The 19,488-nt window shown below is 69.3% G+C and carries 20 protein-coding genes; 15 read left to right on the top strand and 5 right to left on the bottom strand.

What is annotated here, in order from left to right; all coding sequences use genetic code 11:
- Positions 1–80 precede the first annotated feature (80 nt).
- The 8 genes from P3102_RS36580 (at position 81) to P3102_RS36545 (ending at position 7,823) form a co-directional block, all read left to right on the top strand.
- On the top strand, positions 81–848 hold the full coding sequence (locus P3102_RS36580) for an SDR family oxidoreductase (RefSeq protein ID WP_276365221.1): 768 nt from the start codon (positions 81–83) through the stop codon (positions 846–848).
- Between the two features lie 96 nt (positions 849–944).
- Complete coding sequence (locus tag P3102_RS36575) at positions 945–1,427, top strand: PepSY domain-containing protein (RefSeq protein ID WP_276365220.1); 483 nt, start codon at positions 945–947, stop codon at positions 1,425–1,427.
- A 71-nt stretch (positions 1,428–1,498) separates the two neighbouring features.
- Positions 1,499–2,257, top strand: a complete 759-nt coding sequence (locus P3102_RS36570) for an ABC transporter ATP-binding protein (protein ID WP_276365219.1) — start codon at positions 1,499–1,501, stop codon at positions 2,255–2,257.
- On the top strand, positions 2,257–4,791 hold the full coding sequence (locus P3102_RS36565; RefSeq protein WP_276365218.1) for an ABC transporter permease: 2,535 nt from the start codon (positions 2,257–2,259) through the stop codon (positions 4,789–4,791). The genes P3102_RS36570 and P3102_RS36565 overlap by 1 nt, the downstream gene beginning before the upstream one ends.
- 58 nt (positions 4,792–4,849) lie before the next feature.
- A complete protein-coding gene (gene pyrE, locus P3102_RS36560; RefSeq protein WP_276371513.1) occupies positions 4,850–5,413 on the top strand; it encodes an orotate phosphoribosyltransferase in 564 nt (187 codons plus the stop codon).
- 118 nt (positions 5,414–5,531) lie between these two features.
- A complete protein-coding gene (locus tag P3102_RS36555) occupies positions 5,532–5,924 on the top strand; it encodes a DUF2784 domain-containing protein (RefSeq protein ID WP_276365217.1) in 393 nt (130 codons plus the stop codon).
- A gap of 92 nt (positions 5,925–6,016) precedes the next feature.
- A complete protein-coding gene (locus tag P3102_RS36550; RefSeq protein WP_276371511.1) occupies positions 6,017–6,637 on the top strand; it encodes a TrmH family RNA methyltransferase in 621 nt (206 codons plus the stop codon).
- 175 nt (positions 6,638–6,812) lie between these two features.
- On the top strand, positions 6,813–7,823 hold the full coding sequence (locus P3102_RS36545; RefSeq protein ID WP_276365216.1) for a glycoside hydrolase family 76 protein: 1,011 nt from the start codon (positions 6,813–6,815) through the stop codon (positions 7,821–7,823).
- Positions 7,824–7,887: 64 nt separating this feature from the next.
- Here the strand turns inward: P3102_RS36545 and P3102_RS36540 are convergent, their stop codons facing one another.
- The 3 genes from P3102_RS36540 to P3102_RS36530 form a co-directional block, all read right to left on the bottom strand.
- Complete coding sequence (locus tag P3102_RS36540) at positions 7,888–8,421, bottom strand: GNAT family N-acetyltransferase (RefSeq protein ID WP_276365215.1); 534 nt, start codon at positions 8,419–8,421, stop codon at positions 7,888–7,890.
- Between the two features lie 47 nt (positions 8,422–8,468).
- Complete coding sequence (locus P3102_RS36535) at positions 8,469–9,338, bottom strand: substrate-binding domain-containing protein (protein WP_276365214.1); 870 nt, start codon at positions 9,336–9,338, stop codon at positions 8,469–8,471.
- An 88-nt stretch (positions 9,339–9,426) separates the two neighbouring features.
- Positions 9,427–10,461 (bottom strand): LacI family DNA-binding transcriptional regulator, encoded by a 1,035-nt coding sequence (locus P3102_RS36530; RefSeq protein ID WP_276365213.1) that lies wholly within the window; start codon positions 10,459–10,461, stop codon positions 9,427–9,429.
- A gap of 127 nt (positions 10,462–10,588) precedes the next feature.
- Between P3102_RS36530 and P3102_RS36525 the strand changes: the two genes are divergently transcribed.
- The 7 genes from P3102_RS36525 (at position 10,589) to P3102_RS36495 (ending at position 16,333) form a co-directional block, all read left to right on the top strand.
- Positions 10,589–11,605 carry a substrate-binding domain-containing protein gene (locus P3102_RS36525; RefSeq protein ID WP_276365212.1) on the top strand — a complete coding sequence of 339 codons (1,017 nt, stop codon included), beginning with the start codon at positions 10,589–10,591 and terminating at the stop codon, positions 11,603–11,605.
- Positions 11,605–12,594 (top strand): ABC transporter permease, encoded by a 990-nt coding sequence (locus P3102_RS36520; protein ID WP_276365211.1) that lies wholly within the window; start codon positions 11,605–11,607, stop codon positions 12,592–12,594. The genes P3102_RS36525 and P3102_RS36520 overlap by 1 nt, the downstream gene beginning before the upstream one ends.
- Entirely contained in the window at positions 12,591–13,415 is an 825-nt protein-coding gene (locus P3102_RS36515; protein WP_276365210.1) for an ATP-binding cassette domain-containing protein, read from the top strand. The genes P3102_RS36520 and P3102_RS36515 overlap by 4 nt, the downstream gene beginning before the upstream one ends.
- Before the next feature lie 28 nt (positions 13,416–13,443).
- On the top strand, positions 13,444–14,337 hold the full coding sequence (locus tag P3102_RS36510) for a PfkB family carbohydrate kinase (protein WP_276365209.1): 894 nt from the start codon (positions 13,444–13,446) through the stop codon (positions 14,335–14,337).
- A complete protein-coding gene (locus P3102_RS36505) occupies positions 14,334–14,981 on the top strand; it encodes a nucleoside/nucleotide kinase family protein (RefSeq protein WP_276365208.1) in 648 nt (215 codons plus the stop codon). Before P3102_RS36510 ends, P3102_RS36505 begins: the two co-directional genes overlap by 4 nt.
- A gap of 7 nt (positions 14,982–14,988) precedes the next feature.
- Positions 14,989–15,735: an SDR family oxidoreductase gene (locus P3102_RS36500; protein ID WP_276365207.1), complete on the top strand. Its 747-nt coding sequence runs from the start codon at positions 14,989–14,991 to the stop codon at positions 15,733–15,735.
- Between the two features lie 184 nt (positions 15,736–15,919).
- Positions 15,920–16,333 carry a VOC family protein gene (locus P3102_RS36495; RefSeq protein ID WP_276365206.1) on the top strand — a complete coding sequence of 138 codons (414 nt, stop codon included), beginning with the start codon at positions 15,920–15,922 and terminating at the stop codon, positions 16,331–16,333.
- Between the two features lie 48 nt (positions 16,334–16,381).
- Here the strand turns inward: P3102_RS36495 and P3102_RS36490 are convergent, their stop codons facing one another.
- The gene (locus tag P3102_RS36490; RefSeq protein ID WP_276365205.1) at positions 16,382–17,050 is read right to left on the bottom strand and encodes a DedA family protein; all 669 of its coding nucleotides are present in this window, start codon (positions 17,048–17,050) and stop codon (positions 16,382–16,384) included.
- Between the two features lie 149 nt (positions 17,051–17,199).
- Entirely contained in the window at positions 17,200–19,488 is a 2,289-nt protein-coding gene (locus P3102_RS36485) for an MFS transporter (protein ID WP_276365204.1), read from the bottom strand.

The raw sequence follows: 19,488 nt of genomic DNA, 5'->3' as shown, positions 1-19,488 counted from the left end.
GAATTCCCCACGGTGGGTGACCCCCACACTCGCCCCTCCAGCCACTCTCCCCGAACCGACCGAGGAGTAGGTTCGGCGCCATGACACAGACCGCACTGATCACCGGCGCCACCGCCGGCATCGGCGCGCAGTTCGCGCGCAGGCTCGCCGCCGAGGCGTACGACCTCGTGCTCGTCGCCCGCGACGTCGACCGGCTGGAGGCCTTCGCCGCGGAACTGATCGAGGCGCACGGCGTCGACGTCGTCGTCCTGCCCGCCGATCTGTCCGAAGTGGACGGACGGGCGCTGGTCGAGTCGCGGCTGGCCGAAGAGCCGGTGGAGCTCCTGGTGAACAACGCGGGCTTCGGACTCAACGGCGATTTCTGGACCATTCCGCCGGACGCGCTGCAACGTCAGCTCGACGTCAACGTCACCGCCGTCCTGCGGCTCACCCGCGCGGCGCTGCCGGGGATGATCGACCGCGGCGAGGGCGCGATCATCAACGTCAGTTCGGTCGCCGGATTCTTCAGCGGCCGCGGTTCGACGTACACGGCCAGCAAGAACTGGGTCACCTCGTTCACCGAGGGCATCGCCGCCTCGCTGCCGAAGAACGTCCGGATGATGGCGCTCTGCCCCGGGTTCACCGCCACGGAATTCCACGAGCGGGCCGGACTGGCCAAACCCGGACCGAAGGCGTTCTGGCTCGGTGTGGACCAGGTCGTGGCCGAGGCGCTCGCGGATCTTCGGCGCGGCAAGGTGATCTCGGTGCCGAGCCTGCAGTACAAGGCACTCGTCGCGGTCGGCGGGCTGCTGCCGCGCGCGGTGCTGCGGAAGCTCGGCGGCGGTTTCGGCGGCAAGGGCCGCACTTAGGACATCGGCGGCGGCCGCTCCGCCCCTTCACCGGGCCCCGGCCGGCCATCCCGCGGAAGACGGTTCGAGCCCATGCCGGGCGGGTACGCGTGGATCATGAAGTCATCACCTCTCGTCGTCGCGGTGGCGCTGACGCTGGCCGCCTGTTCCACCGAAGAGGCGCCTGCCCCGGCGGTACCGGGGCCGGTCCGAGCCCAGCCGGTGAAGGCGATCCAAGCGGCGGCGGGCGCTTTGCCCGATGGCCGGGTGTTCGACGTGGAGCCCGCGAACGACGGGTGGGAGATGAAGGTCGCGTCGCACGGGCAGGAACACAAGGTGCGCGTGAGCCCGGACGGTGGCCAGGTCCTCGGCAAGCAACAGACCGCGAAACCGAGTGACGACTTGGCGAAGGTCGAACAGGCGGGTGTCGACGCGGTCAAGGCACTCCAGGCCGCGCAGCAGCGTCAGCCGGGTGACCTCGACGAGATGGAAGTCGACTACGCCGCCGACGGCACCTTTGTCTGGGAGGTCGGGCTCCGCGACGGCAAGGGAGTCGAGCACGACGTCGACATCGACGCCAGGACCGGTGCGGTGCGGTAGGGCCGGCCCTACCAAGGAGACGCACGCTCACCCCAGGGTGCCGCCGACCTGGGATTCCTAGGGTTTTCCCCATGAACACTGGGTGGAACGGTGACGCGGTCCGGCTCGACGGCGTCCGCAAGGAATACGGCAAGGGCGTCGTCGCTCTGGACGGGGTGACGCTGGCCTTTCCGCGCGGCGGGTTCACCGCGGTGATGGGCCCGTCGGGTTCGGGCAAGAGCACCTTCCTGCACTGCGCGGCCGGGCTGGACCGGCCGACGTCGGGGTCCGTCGTCCTCGACGGGCAGGAGCTGGCCGGGATGAGCGAGACGAAGCTGACGAAGCTGCGCCGCGACCGGGTCGGTTTCGTCTTCCAGGCCTTCAACCTGCTTCCGGCGCTGACCGTCGAGCAGAACGTCACGCTCCCGCAGCAGCTCGCCGGTGCCAAGCCGGACCGCCGCGTCGTCGAGGACATGCTCACCCGCGTCGGGCTTTCCGGCCGCCGCAAGCACTTTCCCGGCGAACTCTCCGGCGGGCAGGCGCAGCGTGTCGCGATCGCGCGGGCGCTGGTCACCCGGCCCGCGGTGGTCTTCGCCGACGAGCCGACCGGCGCGCTCGACACCCGCACCGCCGCCGAGGTCCTCGCGCTGCTGCGCGATTCGGTCCGGACGACCGGCCAGACGGTGATCATGGTGACCCACGATCCGATGGCCGCCTCCTACGCCGACCGCGTCATCTTCCTCGCCGACGGCCGGATCGCGGACGACCTGCCCGCGCCGACGGCGGACGTCGTCGCCGAACGCATGATCCACCTGGGTGCCTGGGGCAGCCCGGCCAGGGCGGGTGCCTGATGCTGCGACTCGCCTTCCGGACCCTGCGCCTGCGCAAGGGCGGATTCATCGGCACGTTCATCGCCGTCTTCTTCGGCGCGCTGATCGTCGCCTCCTGCGGCGGCCTGATGGAGACCGGAATCCGTGGCAACGCGGAACCCCAGCGCCTCGCCGCCGCGCCGATCGTCGTCACCGGCGGCCAGACCTTCGAGCTGCCCAAGAACGACCCGGCCTCCCTCGAACCCGGCGACAAGCGCAAATTCGAGGACGCGCGGCTTCCCGAGCGGGTCCGGCTCGACGACGGGCTGGTCTCCCGGCTGCGGTCCGTTTCCGGTGTCTCGGACGTCGTCGGTGAGGTGAGTTTCCCGCTCGCGGCAGGGGGGAAATCCGCCCTCGGCCACGCCTGGGACTCCGCCGTGCTGACCCCGTACGCGCTGCTCGAGGGAGTCGCACCCGCCGCGGGTGAGGTCGTCGTCGAATCGACATCCGGTTTCGAACCCGGCGACCGGATCGACATCGCCGCCCACGGCGCGAGCGAAGGCTTCCGGGTGTCGGGTGTGGCCGGTGCGCCGCGTCCGGGCACGCGGGCCGCCCTGTTCTTCTCCGCCGCGGACGCCGCCCGGCTCTCCGGGTACCCCGGCAAGGCCGACGTCATCGGCGTCTTCACCGACCCGGGCGCCGACCTCGAAGCAGTGCAGGGGAAGGTCGCCGAGGTCGCGAACGGGGCGAACGTCCTGACCGGGATCGACCGCGGCGTCGCGGAATTCCCCGAGGCCGATGCGAGCGGGACCAACCTGATCGTCATCGCCGCGGTGTCCGGTGGGCTTTCGGTGATGGTCGCGATGTTCGTCGTGGCCGGCACGCTCAGCCTGTCCACCCAGCAGCGTTCGCGTGAACTCGCGCTGATGCGGGCGATCGGCACGACCCCGCGCCAGCTCCGGCGCATGGTGCTCGGCGAAGCGCTGGCCGTCGGCCTGCTCGCCACCGCGCTCGCCGCCGTCCTCGGTCCGTACCTCGGCGAGTGGCTGTTCGGGCGACTCGCCGAAAACGGTGTGGTGCCTCGGGTGCTGCGGTTCTACCAGGGCTGGCTGCCCGCCGTCGTCGGAGCGGGAGCCGCGATGCTCGCGGTGTTCGTCGCCGCCTTCTTCGCGGGCCGCCGCGCCGGCAAGATCCGGCCGACCGAGGCACTCGCCGAGGCCGCGGTGGCCCGTCGCTGGCTGACCCCGGCACGGGTCTTGTTCGCCGTCCTCTGCTTCGGCGGCGGCACCGCGCTGGCCATCGTGACCGTCGCGGTGATGACCGGGCCGGTCGCGGCCAGCACCGCCGGGCCGGCGGTGATCCTGTGGGCGCTCGGCGTCGCGATGATCACCCCCGGCGTCGCCAAGGTGATGACGGCGGTCCTGCAGTGGCCGATGCGCCTGTTCGGCGGGATGGCCGGGCACCTCGCCGTGCTCAACATCCGGGCCGGCATCGTCCGGGCGGCGGGTGCGGTCACCCCGATCATGCTCGCCGTCGGGATCGCGACCGCGAACATCTACCTGCAGACCACGCAGCAGGAGCTGGCGAACCAGGCGTTCACCGAAGACGTCCGCGCCGACGCCGTGATCGCCTCCGCGGCGGGCGGGCTGTCCCCGGACCTCGTCCAGCGGATCCAAGCCGTGCCCGGGGTCGCCGGAGCGTCCGAGTACGTCACCAGCAGCGTGTTCCTCGAGGACCCGTACGACTCCTCCGACGACGGCCGTCCGGCGATCGGCCTCACCGCCACCGGCGCGGCCGCGACCACCGACACCAAGGTGATCCAGGGCGATTTGAAGGCGTTGACCGGGACGACCGTCGCTCTCCCCGAGGTCTTCGCGAAGGACTTCGGCCGCAACGTCGGCGACAAGCTGAGCCTGCGGCTCGGCGACGGCACGCCGGTCGACGTCGAGGTCGTCGCGGTGACCAGCCAGCGCCCCGGTTTCGAGAGCCTGCTGCTCCCGGCCGGTCTGCTGGCGCCGCACACCACCGCCGGACTCGCCCCGCAGCTGCTGGTCCGCGCCGCCCCGGACGTCGATCCGGCGGTGCTCACCGAACGGCTTCGCCAGGCGACGGCCGGACAGCCGGTGTCCGTCGGCGACCGGGACGCGCTCGTCGCGGCGCACGCGAAGGACCAGGCCGTCGGCGCGTGGGTGAACTACCTGATGGTCGGGATGATCGTCGCCTACACGGTGATCTCCGTGGCCAACACGCTGGTGATGGCGACGATGCGGCGGCGCCGCGAGTTCGGCCTTCAGCGGCTCACCGGCTCGACCAGGGCGCAGGTGCTGCGGATGGCCGGTTACGAAGGCGGGCTCGTGGCGCTGCTCGGGATCGTGCTCGGCACCGTCGTCTCGGCGGGTGCGATCGTCCCGTTCTGCCTGGTGGCGGCCGATTCCGTGTTGCCGATGGGCTCGCCGTTCATCTATCTGACCATCATCGGGATCGCCGCGGTGCTCGCGCTGGTGGCGACCCTGGTCCCGGCCTGGCTGGCGACGCGCGGGCAGGCCGTGGACGCCGCGACGTCCGGAAGTGACTGAGCGCACTGCGGGAAACACCCCGGTGGTGCGCCGCGAGCCGTGTGTAAGACTCTCGGCCGTGGCGTACCCCGGTGTTGATCAAGCGGCGAAACTCGAACTGGCGAGACTGGTCGGCGAACTCGCCGTCGTGCACGGCAAGGTGACCTTGTCCTCTGGCAAGGAAGCCGACTACTACATCGATCTCCGGCGGGCGACGCTGCATCACGCGGCCGCCCCGCTCATCGGGAAGCTGCTCCGCCAGCTCACGCACGACTGGGATTACGTGGCCGCCGGTGGCCTGACCCTCGGCGCGGACCCGGTGGCGCTGGCCATGCTGCACTCCGCGGCCACCGACGGCGTCGTGCTCGACGCGTTCGTCGTCCGCAAGGGCGCCAAAGCGCACGGCATGCAGCGCCGGATCGAAGGCGTCGAAGTGCTCGGCCAGCGTGTGCTGGCCGTCGAGGACACCTCGACGACCGGAGGCAGCGTGTTGACCGCCGTCGAGGCGCTGCGTGAGGCCGGGGCGAACGTGGTCGGCGTCGCCACCGTCGTCGACAGGGACACCGGAGCGCGCGAGGCCATCGAGAAGGAAGGCCTCGAATACCGTTACCTTCTGACCAAGGACGATCTCGGTCTGTCCTGAGTCAAAGCGTCTCGAACGGGGCATCCTCCACACACGAGGAGGATGCCCCGTTTTTTGTGCGCGTTTCTCGACGCGAACGGGGTAACGTCGCAGGTGGGGGTGTGAAAGGGGGCTTGAGGTGGCGGGTTTCCTGGCGAACGTGACCGTCGCGGTGCACATTTTCGCGCTGGTGTTCATCGGATTCGGTGGTTTTCTCGCGTGGCGATGGCCGAAGGTGATCTTCGCGCATGTGTTCTTCGCCGCATGGGGGGTTCTCGTCAATGTCTTCCCGTGGCCTTGCCCGCTGACGGCGGCCGAGAACTACTTCCGGCACCAGCAGGGCCTCGGCGACCTGCCCGGCGGCTTCAACGCCTACTACCTGTACGACACCGTGTTCCCGCGCTCGTCGCTGCCGTTCGTCGTCGTGATCGCGATGGCGACGGTGATCGTCTCCTACGTCGGCGCGTACCAGCGCCGGCGCCACCGCCGGCACGACGGGGACGCACCGGTGCACCGGGTCAGCATGAGCTGAGTGACAATCACCCGGTGACTGAGAAATCACCCACTCGGTGGGAAAGCGCGCCGAGCGGGGCGAGCCAGGAAGAAGCAGGCCCCACCGAATGGGTGGCGCGGGAAGAGGTCGGCGTCGGGCCGTGGGAGGGCGAGTGGCCCTCGGACGAGCGCTACGACCCCGAACTCCTGGCCAACGGCGACCGCCGCAACGTCGTCGACCCGTACCGCTACTGGCGGCGCGAGGCCATCGTGTCCGATGTGGACAGTCGTCGCCACCCGTTCCACGTGGCGATCGAGAACTTCCAGCACGACCACAACATCGGCACCGTGGTCCGGACGGCGAACGCGTTCGCCGCGGCCGCGGTGCACATCGTCGGGCGGCGGCGCTGGAACCGGCGCGGCGCCATGGTGACCGATCGCTACCAGCACCTTCTCCACCACGAGGACGTCGACGGGCTGTTGACCTTCGCCGCGACCGAGGGGCTCGCCGTCGTCGCCGTCGACAACACTCCCGGCGCACAGCCCGTCGAGACCGCCGAGCTGCCGCGCGAGTGCGTGCTGCTGTTCGGCCAGGAAGGGCCGGGCTTGTCGGCCGAGGCGCAGAAGACGGCGGCGCTGGTCGTCTCGATCGCCCAGTTCGGCACGACCCGCTCGATCAACGCCGGCGTCGCCGCCGGGATCGTGATGCACGCCTGGATCCGGCAGCACGCCGACCTCACCCAAGCCTGGTGACGCGCCCCCACTCCCGCAATCAGTCACCTACTTGCGGTCGTTCCGGGCGACCTAGCGGGTGAAATAGCCGCAAGTAGGTGACTGATTGCGGGGTTGGACGGGGCCGCCTCGACCGAGGTCGCGTCGGTGACCGACATACTGGGCGGTATGTCAGTGGGCAAGGGATGATGGCGCGATGACTGCTCTCGCCGACCGGGCCGCGGCCGCCGAGCGCGCGATCAGCGGGCGGCATCTGCGCGGTGTGTGGGGACTGCCCGGGACCGTGCTCGGCCGCAGCGGCTGGCCGCCCTCGAGGGGACAGCGCGTCCACTGGCACTGGAACTACTGGTGGCAGGCGCATCTGCTGGACACCCTCGTCGACGCGCAGCTGCGCGACCCTTCACCGGATCGATTGAAGCTGATCGACCGGTTCGTGCTGTCCGTGCGGTTGCGCAACTTCGGCAAGTGGATCAACGACTACTACGACGACATCGCCTGGCTCGGCCTCGCGCTGCAACGGGTGGGGCAGCTCGGGCCGGACGTCCGCGGCGGGCTGGAGGCGATCAGCTCGCGGCTGCGCGAAGGCTGGACCGACGACGCCGGTGGTGGGATCTGGTGGCGGGTCGGCGACGATTTCAAGAACGCCCCCGCGAACGGCCCGGCCGCGATCTTCCACGCCCGCGAAGGTGCGACACAGCACGCGGAGGGCCTGACCCGGTGGATGACCGAGCGGCTCGTCGATCCGGAGACCGGGCTGGTGTGGGACGGCCTGCGGGTCGGCAGCGGCGAACTGGTCAAGCATGTTTTCACGTACTGCCAAGGGGTCTACCTCGGCGCCTGCCTCGAACTGTCCGAAATGGACAGAGTGGAGCGGACGATCCGCGCGGTCGCGGAACACGTCGCCCCGAACGGGGTGATCCGGGGACAGGAAGGCGGCGACGGCGGCCTGTTCGGCGGGATCCTCGCCCGGTATCTGGCGCTCGCGGCGCCGCTGTTGCCGAGCGGCATCGCGCGCGACCTGGTCGTCCGGTCGGCCGAGGCGTGCTGGTCCGGGGCCACCGAGACACCGAACGGGCCGCTCTTCAGCGCCGACTGGGCGACTCCGGCGCCTTCGCTACCCCTCGCGCCCGACGCTCCCGAACGTGACCTGTCCGTTCAGGTGAGCGCGTGGATGCTCCTGGAGGCCGCGGCCACCCTACGCAATTAGTCACCTGCTTGCGACGCTCGCCAGGCGCGAGGGGGTGTCGCAAGCAGGTGACTGATTGCGAGAGTCACCAGACGTCGCCCGCCCGCCAGTCGCAGGTGATCTCCCCGGCCGGATCGAGGGTGACGCCCACCGGCAGCACGTGGATCGACCCGTCTTCCTCCTTCGTCGGCTCCACGCCCGAAGGCGTCATGGCCGACGAAGTACCACGCCACAGCAGCCAGCCGCGCGACGCGTAGAACTCCAGGGCATCTTCGGACGCCGAAAGCGCCCCGAGGTCGTACGCCTTCCGCAGGACGCGTTCCAGCGCGTCCATCATCGCGGCGCCGTGGCCACGCCGCCGGTGATCCGACCGGACGGCGACCGCCTCGACATAACCCGTCCGGAGGACCCGCCCGTCGTGCACGAGCCGCCGCTGCACCAGTGACGCGTGCCCGATCAGCTCGCCGCTCTCCCACACCAGCGTGTGCATGCCACCGAGGGCGTTCTCCCAGTCGTGATCGCTGAAATCGCCGTCGAAAGCGTCGTCCAGCAGGGCGCGTGCCGCGGTCAGCACCTCGGCCTCGAGGTCGGCGGTGTGCACGGTCCACAGGTCGGTCATTCCGCCATCTTCACCCGGCGGCGGCGTTCTGACCAGCGGCTTGTGACTCAGCAGCCGCACGACCGGCGGTGTATGAAGCGCGGTGCGAGCCGTACGGATTCGGGTCGTCGCTCCGGGTCGGTGATCCGGGCCAGCAGCAGCTCGACGGCCTTGCGCCCGATCTCCTCGATCGGCTGCGCCATCGTGGTGACCGCCGGGGTCGCCTGCCCCGCCCACTCCATGTCGCCGTAGCCGACGATCGCGAGGTCGCGTCCGATCCGGATGCCGAGCCGGTGCGCCTCGTACTGGACGCCGATCATCATCGCCTCGCTCGCCACCACCAGCGCGGTCGGCGACGGCCAGCTGTCCAGCAGTTTCGCCGTCGCGGCGGCGGCCCCGCCCGGGGTCGACTGCCCGCACGCCACCAGCTGCGACGTCCACCGGAGGCCCGAGCGGCCGAGGCCGAGCCGGTAACCCAGCGCCCGCTCCTCGTAGATGGTCATGTCGTCCTCGCCCGAGATGAAGCCGATCTTGCGGTGCCGCAGCCCGGCGAGATGCCGCACGAGCGCGCACACGGCCTGGATGTTTTCGGAGCCGACCTGATCGACGTCGTTGCGGCCGGCCATCCGGTCCACGAGCACGGTCGGCACGCCCATCCGGACCAGTCCGTTGATCACCGCTTCGTCACCGGCCGCCGGGACGAGCAGGACGCCGTCGACGCGGTCGGCGCGCAAAGCGCGGATGACCGCGGCTTCTTCGGCGACGCTGTCACCGGTGTCGGCAAGGGTGATCTCACAGCCGTGACGGCGCGCGGCGCGGCGGATGGCGCGGACGAGCTCACCCGAATACGGGTTCGCGTGCATCGCCATGGCCACCCCGAACCGGTGGGTGACAGGGGTGTCCTCCCACAGGGGTAACGCCGGGGACAATGCGGTCATCGCTCCACGCCTTCATCCGAGCTTGAATGACGGTAACGGCTGACGGAGCGTCGCTCGGCGGCGAGACCGGAAAGTCTTCCAACAATCATCAATGTGAGTGAACGAGAGCGCATCCGCAGGACGCGCGGTGGCGGAGCGTAGGCGGAATCCGCATCGTCTGGGCCTTGCGTGCCGGTTCGTTGATCCGGGCCAGCAGGAGGCGCACCGCCTGTGTGCCTATCTCTTCGATCGGCTGGGCCATCGTGGTCAGCGGCGGATCGACCAGATCGGCCCATTCGACGTCGTCGTAGACCACCACCGGCAGGTCGACCCCCGCCCGCAGCCCGCGGCGCCGAAGCTCGTGCAGCACCCCGACCATCATGGTGTCGTTGGCGACCACCAGCGCCGTCGGCGGCTCGGGCAGCGCGAGCAGCGTGCTCAGCGCGAGGGCCCCGCCCGCCTGCGAGGACTGCCCGCACGCGACCAGGTCCTCCGACCAGGTCAGACCCGAACGGCCCAGCCCCAGGCGATAGCCGAGGATCCGCTCTTCGCTGGTGCTCAGCCCGGCCGTGCCGCTGATCATGCCGATCCGCTGGTGTCCGAGCGACGCCAGATGCGCCGTCAGCGCGGACGTCGATTGGATGTTCTCGGCACCGACCTGGTCGACGTCGGTGCGGGTGGAGAGCCGGTCGATGAGCACGGTCGGGACGTCGAGCGAAACGAGTTCGCCGATCACCGCACCGTCGCCCGGCGACGGTGTGATCAGCAGTCCGTCCACCCGGCGCGAACGCAGGGTCCGCACGGTCTCACGTTCGGTGTCGACGGTGTCGTGCGTGTCCGCGAGCAGGACCGTATACCCGGCCAGGGCGGCCTCGCGTTCGATCGCCTGGATCAAGACGGCGAAGTACGGGTTCGCGATCAGGGAGATCGCGACGCCGATCGACCTCGTCCCGCCGGTCACCAGCGAGCGGGCGATGGCGTCGCCGGTGTAGCCGGTCTGCTCGATCGCGCGGAGGACGGCCAGCTTGGTCTCCTCGGCCACCGCCCGCGTCCCGTTGACCACGTGGGAAACGGTGGTGATCGAGACTCCCGCCAGCTCGGCGATGTCGCGTTGGGTGGGACGAGACGAGCGAGACGGCGGCATTACCAATCCTCGTGAAGTGCTCTGTCGAAAGAGTCCGGCAAGCGTTTGCGCAAACGCTTGCGAGTGAGCATAACCCTGTCTACCTTCCGGTCCATCACGGACAGCCTTGAATCGGAGGGCATCCCCCATGAGACAGCGCAGTCTCTCCGCGCTGGTCCTGGCCGCCGCACTAGCGGTGACCTCGGCCGGGTGCACCGTCGAACGTCACTGGGGTGGCGGTTCGAACGCGGGCGGCGGTGGCAAGGCCAAGGTCGGCCTGGTCACCAAGACCGACACCAATCCCTACTTCGTCGAACTGAGAGCGGCGGCCAAGGCCGCCGCCGAGGCGAACGGCGCGGAGTTCAGCGCGCTCGCCGGCCAGTTCGACGGCGACAACGACGGCCAGGTCCGGGCGATCGAGAACCTCATGCAGCAGGGTGCGAACACCATCCTGATCACGCCGAGTTCCTCGACCGGCGTCCTCGACGCCATCGACCGTGCCCGCAAGGCCGGAGTACTGGTCATCGCGCTCGACACGGCGACCGAGCCGGACACCGCCGTCGACGCCACCTTCGCCACGGACAACTTCGAGGCCGGACGGCAGCAAGGCGCGTACGTCAAGGCCGCGCTGGCGGGCAAGCCGCCGAAGCTGTTGATGGTGGACGGCACCGCCGGATCCACAGTGGACACCCAGCGGCACACCGGATTTCTCAAGGGCATCGGGCTGACCGACGCCTCGCCGGAGATCAAGGGCAAGACGCCCGCGAACGGCGACCAGAGCCTGGCGCAGCAAGGGGTGGAAAACCTGTTGCAGCGCACCACCGACATCAACGCCGTCTACACGATGAACGAGCCGATGGGCCGCGGCACCTACGCCGCGCTCCAGGCTCGCGGCCTGGTGAACCGGATCGTGATGGGCTCGATCGACGGCGGCTGCGAAGGCGTCAAGAACGTGCGCGACGGCCAGTACGCCGCCACGGTGATGCAGTTCCCCAAGAAAATGGCGGAGCAGGGCGTCCTCGCCGCCGTCGAATACGCCAAGACCGGGACGAAACCGAGCGGGTTCGTCGACACCGGATCCGCGGTGATCACCGACAAGCCGATCCCCGGCGTGGAAAGCCAGGACACCAAGTGGGGCCTCGAGAACTGCTGGGGGACGAAGTGATGGCAACGGCGGCCCTCAAGGGCAACGAACGCCCGACGATCGGTGAGTTCTTCCTGCGCGCGCCCGCCGTCGGGCCCGCGCTGGCCCTGCTCGTCGCGATCGTGGTGTTCTCCCTCTCGACGGACACCTTCCTCGATCTCGACAATCTTTCCCTCGTGGTGCAACAGTCCCTGGTGGTCGGCACGCTCGCGCTCGGGCAGACGCTGATCATCCTGACCGCGGGCATCGACCTGGCCAACGCGGCGGCGATGGTGCTCGCCACGTTGATCATGGCGAAGCTCGTGGTCGGCGGTGTCTCCGGGATCTGGGCGCTGCTGCTGGGCATCGTGGCGACGGTGGTGATCGGGATGGTCACCGGTTCGCTGGTCACCCGGATCAAACTGCCGCCGTTCATCGTCACGCTCGGCCTGCTGACCGTGCTCACCGCGGCCGCGAAACTGTTCGCGAGCGGCCAGGCCGTCCCGGTCGCCGACGAACTGCTCAAATGGCTCGGCACCCGCCGGTACCTGTTCGGCGGCATCCCGATCACCTACGGCATGACGCTCGCTTTGCTGATGTACCTGGGACTTTGGTACGCGCTCACGCGGACGCCGTGGGGCAAGCACGTGTACGCGGTCGGCAACGCGCCGGAATCCGCGCGGCTGTCCGGGATCAAGGTCGACCGCACGATCCTTTCCGTGTACATCGTCGCCGGGGTGATCGTCGGGATCGCCGCCTGGCAGGCGCTCGGCCGCGTGCCGAACGCCGACCCGAACGCCTTCCAGCTCGGCAACCTCGACTCCATCACCGCGGTGGTGCTCGGCGGCGCGAGCCTGTTCGGCGGCCGGGGTTCCGTACTCGGCACGATGATGGGCGCGCTGGTCGTCGCGGTCCTGCGGTCCGGGCTGACCCAGCTCGGAGTGGACGCGCTCTACCAGGACGTCGCCACCGGTGCCCTGCTCATCGGCGCGGTCTGCGTCGACCGTTTCGCGAGGAGGCGGCAGTCATGACGACACCCACGACGCTTGAACCGACTCTGGCCGCACGGGGCCTGGTCAAACGCTATGGCCGGGTCACCGCCATCGACGGCGCCGACTTCGAGCTGTTCCCCGGTGAGGTGCTCGCCGTCGTCGGCGACAACGGTGCCGGGAAGTCGAGCCTCATCAAAGCCCTTTCGGGAGCGGTGATCCCGGATTCCGGCGAGATCGAAGTGGACGGTCAGACCGTCCACTTCAAGTCCCCGTTGGACGCTCGCCACTACGGGATCGAGACGGTGTACCAGGATCTCGCCGTCGCGCCCGCGCTCGACATCGCGTCGAACATGTTCCTCGGCCGGGAAAAGCGGCGTAAGGATCTCTTCGGGAAAGTGTTTCGCAAACTGGACAGCACCGCCATGCGGGCCGACGCGCAGCGGATCCTCGACGAACTCGGCATCAACATCAAGTCCATCACGCAGCCGGTGGAGACGCTGTCCGGCGGACAGCGCCAGGGTGTCGCGGTCGCGCGGGCGGCGGCGTTCGGCACCAAGGCGGTGATCATGGACGAGCCCACCGCCGCGCTCGGCGTCGCCGAATCCGGCAAGGTCCTGGACCTGATCAACCGGATCCGCGAACGCGGTCTGCCGGTGGTGCTGATCAGCCACAACATGCCACACGTGTTCGACATCGCCGATCGCATCCACGTGCACCGCCTCGGCAAGCGGGTCGCGGTGGTCTCGCCGAAGACGCACACCATGAACCAGGTCGTCGGCCTGCTCACGGGCGCGCTGACGATCGGTGAGCACGGCGAGGTCGAAGAGGTCGCGTCCGCCGTCCACACGGGACTGAGCTGATGGCATCTCAGCGGGAAAACGTACTTCGATGCTGAAGGTGCTGCTGGCGGGCCTGTGCACCGTCGACCAGGTTCAGCGCGTCGCCGAGATCCCGGCGCCGGGCGAGAAGGTGCGTTCGCTGTCGATGGACGTCGCCGCCGGGGGGCCGGCGACGAACGCGGCGGTGACCGTGGCCGCGCTCGGCGCCGGGGCGACGCTGCTGACGGTCGCCGGTGCGCATCCGCTGGCGGCACTCGCCCGCGCGGACCTGGAAGCGCACGGCGTCGACCTGGTCGACCTCGATCCCGGACGGCCCGATCCGCCCGCGATCAGCGCCATCGTCGTCCGCGACTCCGACGGGGAACGCACCGTGGTCTCGCGCAACGCCCACGCTTCTTCGCAATTCGGCACCTCCTTGCGATCCTTGCGCGCGCACCTATCGCAAGTAGGTGACGAATTGCCGGGGTGTGTGCTGGTGGACGGGCATCATCCGGAGGTGGCGCTGGAGGTCGCGCGCTGGGCGCGGGAGCGCGCGATCCCGGTGGTGCTCGACGCCGGGAGCTGGAAGCCGGTCTTCGCCGAACTCCTGCCGCTGGTCGACATCGCCGCTTGTTCCTCGCTGTACCGCGGGGACGACCCCGGCGAGCACGGCGTGCCGGTGGTCGTCACGACCGCCGGACCCGATCCGGTCCGCTGGTCGACGGCGGACGGATCCGGTGCCGTCCCCGTCCCCGTCACCCGGGCGCGTGACACGCTGGGCGCGGGCGACGTGTGGCACGGGGCTTTCGCGTACGCGGTCGCGCAGTGTCAAGGAACCGAGAACTGCGGGGACGTCGTGGGCTGGATCGAGTTCGCCAACGAGGTGGCCGCCGAACGGGTGCGGCATGAAGGACCGAGGTCGTGGACGGCCGCGGTCGCGAAGAGGGGAGAAGGACTGCCATGACAGCCATGCCTCCGGTGTTCGAGGACCTGTTGAGCAGGGCTCAGACGCTGGCGAAGCCGGGACAGCGCAGTGTGCTCGGCATCGTCGGCGCTCCCGCGTCCGGCAAGACGACGCTGGCCTGGGGGCTGGCGAAGGCGCTGGGCACGAGGGCCGCGGTGGTCGGGATGGACGGTTTCCACCTGGCGCAGGTGGAACTGCAGCGGCTCGGGCGGGTGGAGCGCAAGGGCGCGCCGGACACCTTCGACGCCGCTGGCTACGTGCACCTGCTGCGCCGGCTCGCCGAAGGCCGCGAGACGGTCTACGCGCCCGAATTCCGCCGGGAGATCGAGGAGCCGATCGCCGGTGCCGTCGCGGTCACACCGGACGTCCCGCTGGTCATCACCGAGGGGAACTACCTGCTCATGCAGGACGACCCGTGGAGCGGCGTGAAGCCGATCCTCGCCGAGTCGTGGTTCCTCGCGCCCGACGAACCCGAGCGCATCGAGCGGCTCGTCTCACGGCATCGCCGCTACGGCCGTTCGCTGGTCGAGGCGCGTCGCCGCGCGCTCGGTTCGGACCAGCGCAACGCCGATCTGATCGCGTCCACCAGTGACCGGGCCGACCTGGTCCTGGAAAACCTCCCGCTGGTCAACTTCGCCATATGATCCGCCCATGAGTGGTGTTCTCATCGTCACGGGCGGCAGCAAGGGCATCGGCGCGGCGGTCTGCGAACTGGCCGCCAGGCGCGGGTACGACGTCGTCGTCAACTACGCGGGTGACGCCGAAGCGGCCGAAGACGTCGCTTCGCGCGTGCGGAAGCACGGCGTCCGGGCGATCACCCGGCGCGGCGATGTCGCGTCCGAGGACGACGTGGTGGCCCTGTTCGACGCCGCCGTCGAACTCGGTCCGCTTGCCGGGGTGGTCGCGAACGCGGCCATCACCGGCAACACACCGGGCCGCTTCGACGAATACGACATCGACGTCGTCCGCCGCGTCGTCGATGTCAACATCACGGGTGTCTTCCTGTGCGTCCGCGAGGGCATCCGCCGGATGTCCACCCGGTACGGCGGCGACGGCGGCGCGATCGTGACGCTGTCTTCCACCGCCGCGAAAACCGGTTCGCCCGGGGAATGGGTGCACTACGCGGGCACCAAGGCCGCGGTCGAAACGATGACCTACGGCGTCGCGCAAGAAGTGGCGAAAGAATCCGTCCGGGTCAACGCCGTCGCACCAGGCATGATCCACACCGGCCTGCACGCCGCGGCGGGTCTGCCCGACCGCATGGAACGGATCGCGCCGACCATTCCGATGGGGCGGGCGGGCGAACCCGGCGAAGTCGCGGAAGCCGTGCTGTGGCTGCTTTCCCCGGCCGCGTCGTACACCACCGGCACGGTGCTGACCGTCGGCGGAGGGCGTTGACCCCCGGGGCCACGGCCCGGTCACGAGGGGATATCGGGTCCGCGTGCGGTTCAGCCACTTTTCCACACTGTTTCCCGACGGACATCACGATTCATGTGGGAAGTCGGCGGATCACCTCGGCGCCGGAGGCGCCTGTGTCACCCTGGTGACGCCCCCAAGCTCTTGATCAGGACGGTCATCCCCGATGTCCAAGCTCATGTCTGTGCACCACCTGGCACTCACCGTGACCGATGTGGACCGGAGCGTGCCCTGGTACGCCCGCGTGCTCGAACTCGAGGAGTTCACTCGGCGCGAAGACCCGGAGACGGGTCTGCGGAAGGTCGTGCTCAGGTCGCCGAGCGAGGGTTTCGCGGTCGTGCTCGTCGAGCACCAGGACACCGAGCGGCCGCGGTTCGACGAACGCCGGACAGGTCTGGACCACGTGGCGTTCAAGGTGTCTTCGCGGTCGGAGCTGGCCGAATGGGAGGCGCGGCTCTCGGAATACGGCGTCTTCTACACGCCGTCGAAGGAGTCTCGGACGCTGGAAGGCTCGTCGGTCATCGTGTTCCGTGACCCGGACGGGATCCAGCTGGAGATCTGGGCCGATCCGGAGTTGTAGCGTGGAAACGCAGCTCTTCCGGAGAGCGGTGGCGGGGGCCTGGATGGATCAGGCCGTGCTCTCTTCGGTCTCCTCGGCGGGCCGCCGCATTTCCTGGCGGTAGCGGAGCACGCCGTAGGCCGTGCCCACCACGAAGAACGCGATGCTGATCCACAGCGCCGCCGTCTTGACCCACGGCAGCTGATCGAGCAGGCCGGCGCCGTAGTAGCCGAGCAACACCAACGTCGGCACCCAGAGCAGCCCGCCCAGCGCCGTCGCGAGCGCGAACCGGCGCGGATCCATCCGCGCGGTCCCCGCGATGAGCGGCGCCAGCGTGCGGATCCACGGGATCCAGCGCGCGGCCACGATGGCGAAGAAACCCCGGCGATCCAGGAACGTCCTGGCGCGGTCGAGATTGTGCCGGTTCAGCACCTTGCCGCCGCGCCGGGCGATCAGTTTCGTGCCCGTCGACCGGCCGATGTAGTAGCCGACCTGGTTGCCGAGGATCGCGACGAGCAGGGCGGCGGCCGAGAGCAGCCACGCGTTCAGGTCCGAGCCGTGCTGCGCGAGGACCACTCCGGCCGCGAACAGCAGGGAGTCCCCTGGCAGGAACAGCCCGATGATCAGCGCGCACTCCACGAAGATGAAGCTCAGCACGATCACCCAGACGAGCACCGGCCCCGCGGTGTCGAGCCAGCTCACGCCGATGCCCGCGGCCTCGGTGTACACCTCACTCACGACGCGAGCCTACGTGTACTTCGCGAACCGCACGCGGCCGAACCAGGAAATCCAGGTGTCCGAAAGGTCCGGTCATGCGCCCCCACGTGCGATGAAGGGGCCTTTCATCGCAAAATTCGCGATGAAAGGCCCCTTCATTGCAGCCGGTTCTAGTGCTCGACCAGCTCGTCGAGCGCCTGGTCGTAACTCAGCCGGACGTCGTGTGCGGCCTGGTCACCACCCAGCAGTTCCACCCGGCTGGTCGCGGGCGGATAGCCGCTCGCGATCACCGTGTAGGTCCCGGCGGGCAGGTCGCTGACCGTGTAGTTGCCCTCCGCGTCGGTCCTCGCCACGGCGGCGACGCCGCCCGAGGAGTCGAGCACGGTGATCCGCGCGTCCGGCACCACGCGGTCGCCCTCGGTGCGGGCGACCCCGCTCAGCAGGATCGTGCTGACCAGTTCGAAGTCGTGGCGCAGCACCCCGGCGCCGGTGGCGGTCAGCGTCGCCGCGATCGGCCGGAACCAGCGGCCGCTGGCGACGAGCGTGTACCGCCCGCCCACGATGCCGGCGAACGAGTAGACACCGTTTTCGTTCGTGTGCGTCCTGGCCACCTGATTGCCGTTGTGGTCGATCAGGGTCAGCGCCGCACCCGCGACGTTCGTGGCGTCGTCCCGGCGGACATGCCCGCTGATCTGCGCGGATCCGGCCCGGTAGACCCCGTTCCCGTTGGTCATCGCGTGCTTGCCCACCTCGACGGGCGCGGTCACGACAGTCTTCTCGGAAGCCGTTTCGACAGGCGTTTCGGCAGGCGTGTCGTCCTCTTCGAGGAGTGCTTCGCCGCCTTCGAGAGCCGAAGCCGCCGAAGGAGCGGCGCCACCGAGCAGCGGGATTTCCTTCATGAACATCAGGACCAGCGTCGCCAGCAGCGCGACCGCGCCCGCCACGTAGAAGACCGTGGTGATCGACTCGGTGAAACCGATGAGCACCGGGGTCTTGATGGCCTCGGGCAGGTTCGCGATACCGCTCGTGTTCGTGGTGAGGTCGCCCAGCGCCGCGGCGCCTTCACCGGTCGGCGCGTTGCCGCCGAAGGCCTTGGTGATGTTGCCCGGCAGGACGTTGAACAGGATCGTCAAGAACACCGCGACACCCGCGGTACCACCGATCTGCCGGAAGAACGTCGCCGACGCGGTCGAGACGCCCATGTCGCTGCGCGGGCCCGCGTTCTGCACCGCGATGATCAGGGTCTGCATGCAGGCACCGAGGCCGAGGCCGATGATCGCCGCCGCGACCAGCGGGTGCCACAGCGCACTGTTGTACTCGACCTGCGCGAAGAAGAACGCGCCCGCCGCGATCAGCAGCGTGCCGACCACCGGGAACACCTTGTAGCGGCCGGTCTTGCTGGTGATCTGGCCCGAGATGATCGAACCGCTCATGATGCCGGCCATCAGCGGGATCATCAGCAGCCCCGACTCGGTCGGCGAGAACTCCTGGACCACCTGCATGTACTGCGGGATCATCATGATCGCGCCGAACATCGCGACACCGACGATGACGCCGCCGACGATCGCCACCGTGAAGGTCGAGTTCTTGAACAGCCGCAACGGGATCAGCGCCGCGTCCTTCATCAGCTTCTCGATGAAGATGAAGGCGACCACGCCGATGGCGCCGACGACGTAGCAGATGATCGCGTTCTGCGAGCCCCAGCCCCATTTGTTGCCCTGCTCGGCGACGATCAGGAACGGCACCACGGCGACGACGAGCGCGAGCCCGCCCCACCAGTCGATCTTGTGATCGTGGCGCTGGTGCGGCACGTTGAGCACGCGGGCGACGACGAACAGCGCGACGATCGCGATCGGCACGTTGATCAGGAACACCCACCGCCAGCCGGCGATGTCGTAGCCGAAGACGCTGCCGAGCTTGTCGAAGTCGGCGAAGAACCCGCCGAGCACCGGGCCGAGCACGGTGGAGATGCCGAACACGGCGAGGAAGTACCCCTGGTAGCGGGCGCGTTCCCGCGGCGGCACGATGTCGCCCATGATCGTCATCGCCAGCGACATCAGACCACCGGCGCCGAGGCCCTGGATCGCGCGGAACGCGGCCAGCTCGTACATCGACGTGGCGAACGCCGAGGCGACCGAGCCGATGAGGAAGATCGTGATCGCCGCGATGTAGAACGGCTTGCGCCCGTAGATGTCGGACAGCTTGCCGTAGATCGGCGTGACGATCGTCGAGGTGATCAGGTAGGCCGTGGTGATCCAGGCCTGCAGGTCGAACCCGTTGAGGTCGTTCGCGATGCGGACGATCGAGGTGCCCACGATCGTCTGGTCGAGCGCCGCCAGGAACATGCCCGACATCAGGCCGATCAGGATCGTGACGATCTGACGGTGGCTGAGCCGGGGCCCGTCTGTGTCCAGCCGGGCAGGTTCTTCGGCTGGCGGACTTTCTACGGTGGAACTCAT

This window comes from Amycolatopsis sp. QT-25, assembly GCF_029369745.1.
Taxonomy (GTDB): domain Bacteria; phylum Actinomycetota; class Actinomycetes; order Mycobacteriales; family Pseudonocardiaceae; genus Amycolatopsis.
The sequence above is the reverse complement of the archived record's forward strand: the minus strand, read 5'-3'. Positions and strand labels throughout refer to the sequence as shown.

Excerpts from the sequence above, each read along its gene's own strand:
- P3102_RS36580 (WP_276365221.1), top strand. The coding sequence starts at position 81 with ATGACACAGACCGCACTGATCACCGGCGCCACCGCCGGCATCGGCGCG.
- P3102_RS36575 (WP_276365220.1), top strand. The coding sequence starts at position 945 with ATGAAGTCATCACCTCTCGTCGTCGCGGTGGCGCTGACGCTGGCCGCC.
- P3102_RS36570 (WP_276365219.1), top strand. The coding sequence starts at position 1,499 with ATGAACACTGGGTGGAACGGTGACGCGGTCCGGCTCGACGGCGTCCGC.
- P3102_RS36565 (WP_276365218.1), top strand. The coding sequence starts at position 2,257 with ATGCTGCGACTCGCCTTCCGGACCCTGCGCCTGCGCAAGGGCGGATTC.
- P3102_RS36545 (WP_276365216.1), top strand. The coding sequence starts at position 6,813 with ATGACTGCTCTCGCCGACCGGGCCGCGGCCGCCGAGCGCGCGATCAGC.
- P3102_RS36540 (WP_276365215.1), bottom strand. The coding sequence starts at position 8,421 with ATGACCGACCTGTGGACCGTGCACACCGCCGACCTCGAGGCCGAGGTG.
- P3102_RS36535 (WP_276365214.1), bottom strand. The coding sequence starts at position 9,338 with ATGACCGCATTGTCCCCGGCGTTACCCCTGTGGGAGGACACCCCTGTC.
- P3102_RS36530 (WP_276365213.1), bottom strand. The coding sequence starts at position 10,461 with ATGCCGCCGTCTCGCTCGTCTCGTCCCACCCAACGCGACATCGCCGAG.
- P3102_RS36525 (WP_276365212.1), top strand. The coding sequence starts at position 10,589 with ATGAGACAGCGCAGTCTCTCCGCGCTGGTCCTGGCCGCCGCACTAGCG.
- P3102_RS36520 (WP_276365211.1), top strand. The coding sequence starts at position 11,605 with ATGGCAACGGCGGCCCTCAAGGGCAACGAACGCCCGACGATCGGTGAG.
- P3102_RS36515 (WP_276365210.1), top strand. The coding sequence starts at position 12,591 with ATGACGACACCCACGACGCTTGAACCGACTCTGGCCGCACGGGGCCTG.
- P3102_RS36510 (WP_276365209.1), top strand. The coding sequence starts at position 13,444 with ATGCTGAAGGTGCTGCTGGCGGGCCTGTGCACCGTCGACCAGGTTCAG.
- P3102_RS36505 (WP_276365208.1), top strand. The coding sequence starts at position 14,334 with ATGACAGCCATGCCTCCGGTGTTCGAGGACCTGTTGAGCAGGGCTCAG.
- P3102_RS36500 (WP_276365207.1), top strand. The coding sequence starts at position 14,989 with ATGAGTGGTGTTCTCATCGTCACGGGCGGCAGCAAGGGCATCGGCGCG.
- P3102_RS36495 (WP_276365206.1), top strand. The coding sequence starts at position 15,920 with ATGTCCAAGCTCATGTCTGTGCACCACCTGGCACTCACCGTGACCGAT.
- P3102_RS36485 (WP_276365204.1), bottom strand. The coding sequence starts at position 19,488 with ATGAGTTCCACCGTAGAAAGTCCGCCAGCCGAAGAACCTGCCCGGCTG.